This window comes from Streptomyces calidiresistens, from assembly GCF_014141525.1.
In the GTDB taxonomy this organism is placed as follows: Bacteria; Actinomycetota; Actinomycetes; order Streptomycetales; family Streptomycetaceae; genus Streptomyces; species Streptomyces calidiresistens.
In genome coordinates this window covers 1-2,834 of record NZ_VKHS01000709.1, presented here as the reverse complement: position 1 = coordinate 2,834, position 2,834 = coordinate 1, and the positions used below count along the sequence as shown (strand labels likewise).

The 2,834-nt window shown below is 73.0% G+C and carries 4 protein-coding genes and 1 pseudogene; 3 read left to right on the top strand and 2 right to left on the bottom strand.

What is annotated here, in order from left to right; genetic code table 11:
* Positions 1–96 precede the first annotated feature (96 nt).
* Positions 97–399 (bottom strand): GroES family chaperonin, encoded by a 303-nt coding sequence (locus tag FOE67_RS21800; RefSeq protein ID WP_182666543.1) that lies wholly within the window; start codon positions 397–399, stop codon positions 97–99.
* Between the two features lie 90 nt (positions 400–489).
* Positions 490–783: a DUF3618 domain-containing protein gene (locus FOE67_RS21795; RefSeq protein WP_498370711.1), complete on the bottom strand. Its 294-nt coding sequence runs from the start codon at positions 781–783 to the stop codon at positions 490–492.
* A gap of 341 nt (positions 784–1,124) precedes the next feature.
* Here FOE67_RS21795 and bcp point away from each other — a divergent pair, with 341 nt between their 5' ends.
* The 3 genes and pseudogenes from bcp to FOE67_RS21780 all read left to right on the top strand — a co-directional run.
* Positions 1,125–1,592 (top strand): thioredoxin-dependent thiol peroxidase, encoded by a 468-nt coding sequence (bcp, locus tag FOE67_RS21790; protein ID WP_182666541.1) that lies wholly within the window; start codon positions 1,125–1,127, stop codon positions 1,590–1,592.
* A 163-nt stretch (positions 1,593–1,755) separates the two neighbouring features.
* Positions 1,756–2,535, top strand: a complete 780-nt coding sequence (locus FOE67_RS21785) for an HAD-IIA family hydrolase (protein WP_182666540.1) — start codon at positions 1,756–1,758, stop codon at positions 2,533–2,535.
* 181 nt (positions 2,536–2,716) lie between these two features.
* Positions 2,717–2,834: pseudogene (locus tag FOE67_RS21780) on the top strand (TIGR01457 family HAD-type hydrolase); the annotation flags it as partial.

Genomic DNA, 2,834 nt, shown 5'->3' with positions numbered 1-2,834 from the left:
CGGTTCCGCCGTTCCCGGCGGGCGGGGCCGGTGGTCACCGGGGGCGCCCGGGCCGCCGGGAACGGCGGAACCGGACGGCCCGGACGGCCCGAACGGTCAGAGGTACAGGCCGGTGGAGTCCTCGGAGCCCTGGAGGCGTTCGGCCGCCACGGCGTGCAGGTCGCGTTCCCGCATCAGCACGTAGGCGGTGCCGCGCACCTCCACCTCGGCCCGGTCCTCCGGGTCGTACAGCACGCGGTCACCCGGCTCGACCGTGCGGACGTTCTGTCCCACGGCCACGACCTCGGCCCAGTCCAACCGGCGCCCGACGGCGGCCGTGGCGGGGATGACGATGCCGCCGCTGGAGCGACGTTCGCCCTGGCCGGTGTCGGTGCGCACCAGCACGCGGTCGTGCAGCATCCGGATCGGAAGCTTGTCGTGATTCGGGTCGGGAGATGGGGTGCTCACGACACGACCGTATCCCAACGGGCACGGGGCCGGCGCCGGTGGTCACCGACGGCGGCGCCGGGCTCCGAGCACCAGCAGACCCACCACGCCGACCGCCACGAGGGCGATGGGGATCAGTCGCTCCGGGCGCGGGGAACCGTCGCGCGTCACCAGGCCCGTACGGGCCCCGGTGACGGTGCGGTTGACGGCGATGTAGGCCTGGCCCGCCCGGCGGTCCACCGCCGACAGCGCCCGGGTGCGCACATCGCCCACGATGGTCTTGGGGTGCACCCGCACCGCCAGTTCGTCGAGGGTGTCGGCGAGCGCCGCGCGCCGACGCCGGATGCGGGCCTCGATCTCATCCGGCCCCTCCGTCTTCCCCTTCGGCTTCTCCGCCTCGTACCGGCTGCTGCCGCCGCTCTTCCCGTCCTGGTGATCCGGACGACTGGACTCGGGCACCGCTCCGCCTCCGTGGTCGATTCTCGTCGTGCATCCGGGCCCGGGGCCCGTGGCGCACAGTCTGTCAGCTTCCTGCCCCGGCCGCCGCCCGCCATTCCGCCCCGCGGCGCACCGGTCGGCCGGGACGGCTCCGCCGGGGCCGGGCGAGGGGGCGCCCCGGGCGACCGGAACCGATGCGGCCGGATGGGTAGGCTCGGGCCCGGGGCCCTCCCCACCGTCGTTCGAGAGAGGAAGCACCGATGAGCGACCGCCTGCAGCCGGGTGACACCGCCCCCGCCTTCACCCTGCCCGACGCCGACGGGAAGTCGGTCTCGCTGGGGGACTACGCCGGACGGAAGGTGATCGTCTACTTCTACCCGGCCGCGATGACGCCGGGCTGCACCAAGCAGGCGTGCGACTTCACCGACAACCTGCGGCTGTTGGCCGACGCGGGCTACGACGTGGTGGGCATCTCCCCCGACAAGCCGGAGAAGTTGGCGCGGTTCCGCGAGAAGGAGGAACTGGGCATCACCCTCCTCGGCGATCCGGACAAGGAGGTGTTGGCCGCCTACGGCGCCTTCGGCGAGAAGACCATGTACGGCCGCACCGTCACCGGGGTCATCCGCTCCACCGTGATCGTGGACGCGGAGGGGAAGGTGGAGCGGGCGCTCTACAACGTCCGGGCGACCGGGCACGTGGCGAAGCTGATCCGCGACCTGGGTCTGTGAGCGTCCCCGGCGGGCGGCCGGGGGGCGATTCCCGGGGCCGCGACTAGGCTGGTCGGCGCGGTGCGATCGGTCCCGGAGGGTCCGGCGCCGGTCCCCGCGACCGGTCGGCCGTCCCCGCCGGCCCCGCCCGTCCGTTTCCCCCAGCACGGCAGGAGTTCCCACGGTGTCCGAGCGCAAGCCGATCGAGTCCTGGCTGACCGACATGGACGGCGTCCTCATACACGAGGGGGTGCCGATTCCCGGTGCCGACCGTTTCCTGAAGCGACTGCGGGAGTCCGGCAAGCCGTTCCTGGTCCTGACCAACAACTCCATCTACACGCCGCGCGACCTGCACGCCCGTCTGCAGCGGATGGGCCTGGACGTGCCGGTGGACAACATCTGGACCTCGGCGCTGGCCACCGCGCAGTTCCTCTCCGACCAGCGGCCGGGCGGCACGGCGTACGTGATCGGTGAGGCGGGTCTGACCACCGCGCTGCACGACATCGGTTACATCCTCACCGACACCGCCCCGGACTACGTGGTGCTGGGCGAGACCCGCACCTACTCCTTCGAGGCGTTGACGAAGGCCATCCGGCTGATCAACGCCGGGGCGCGGTTCATCGCGACCAACCCGGACGAGACCGGTCCCTCGGCGGAGGGCGCGCTGCCGGCGACCGGCTCGGTGGCGGCCCTGATCACCAAGGCGACGGGGCGCGAGCCGTACTTCGTCGGCAAGCCCAACCCGTTGATGATGCGGGCCGGACTGAACGCGATAGGGGCGCACTCGGAGAGCAGCGCGATGATCGGCGACCGGATGGACACCGACGTGCTGGCCGGCCTGGAGGCCGGGATGGAGACCTTCCTCGTGCTGACCGGTCTGACCGGTCCCGAGGAGGTGGAGCGGTACCCGTTCCGCCCCTCCACGGTGGCGGACTCCATCGCCGACCTGATCGACCGGGTCTGACCGCTCCGGCCGCGGTCGGAGCGGTGCCGGGGCGTGCCGGGGTTCACCGCAACGGCCCGGGCCGCCCCACCGGACGGACGAACCGCGCGGCGCTGCGGATGCGCCGGCGGGCGGGGCGGGCCACGGTCGGAGGGACCGGTTCCGGAGGTTCCGGCAGGTCCCGGAGGTTCAGTCATGGGCACTGGACGTGCCGGTGGACAACATCTGGACCTCGGCGCTGGCCACCGCGCAGTTCCTCTCCGACCAGCGGCCGGGCGGCACGGCGTACGTGATCGGTGAGGCGGGTCTGACCACCGCGC

Bases quoted from the DNA above. Each gene is read 5' to 3' on its own strand.
- FOE67_RS21800 (WP_182666543.1), bottom strand. From the start codon at position 399: ATGCTGCACGACCGCGTGCTGGTGCGCACCGACACCGGCCAGGGCGAA.
- bcp (WP_182666541.1), top strand. From the start codon at position 1,125: ATGAGCGACCGCCTGCAGCCGGGTGACACCGCCCCCGCCTTCACCCTG.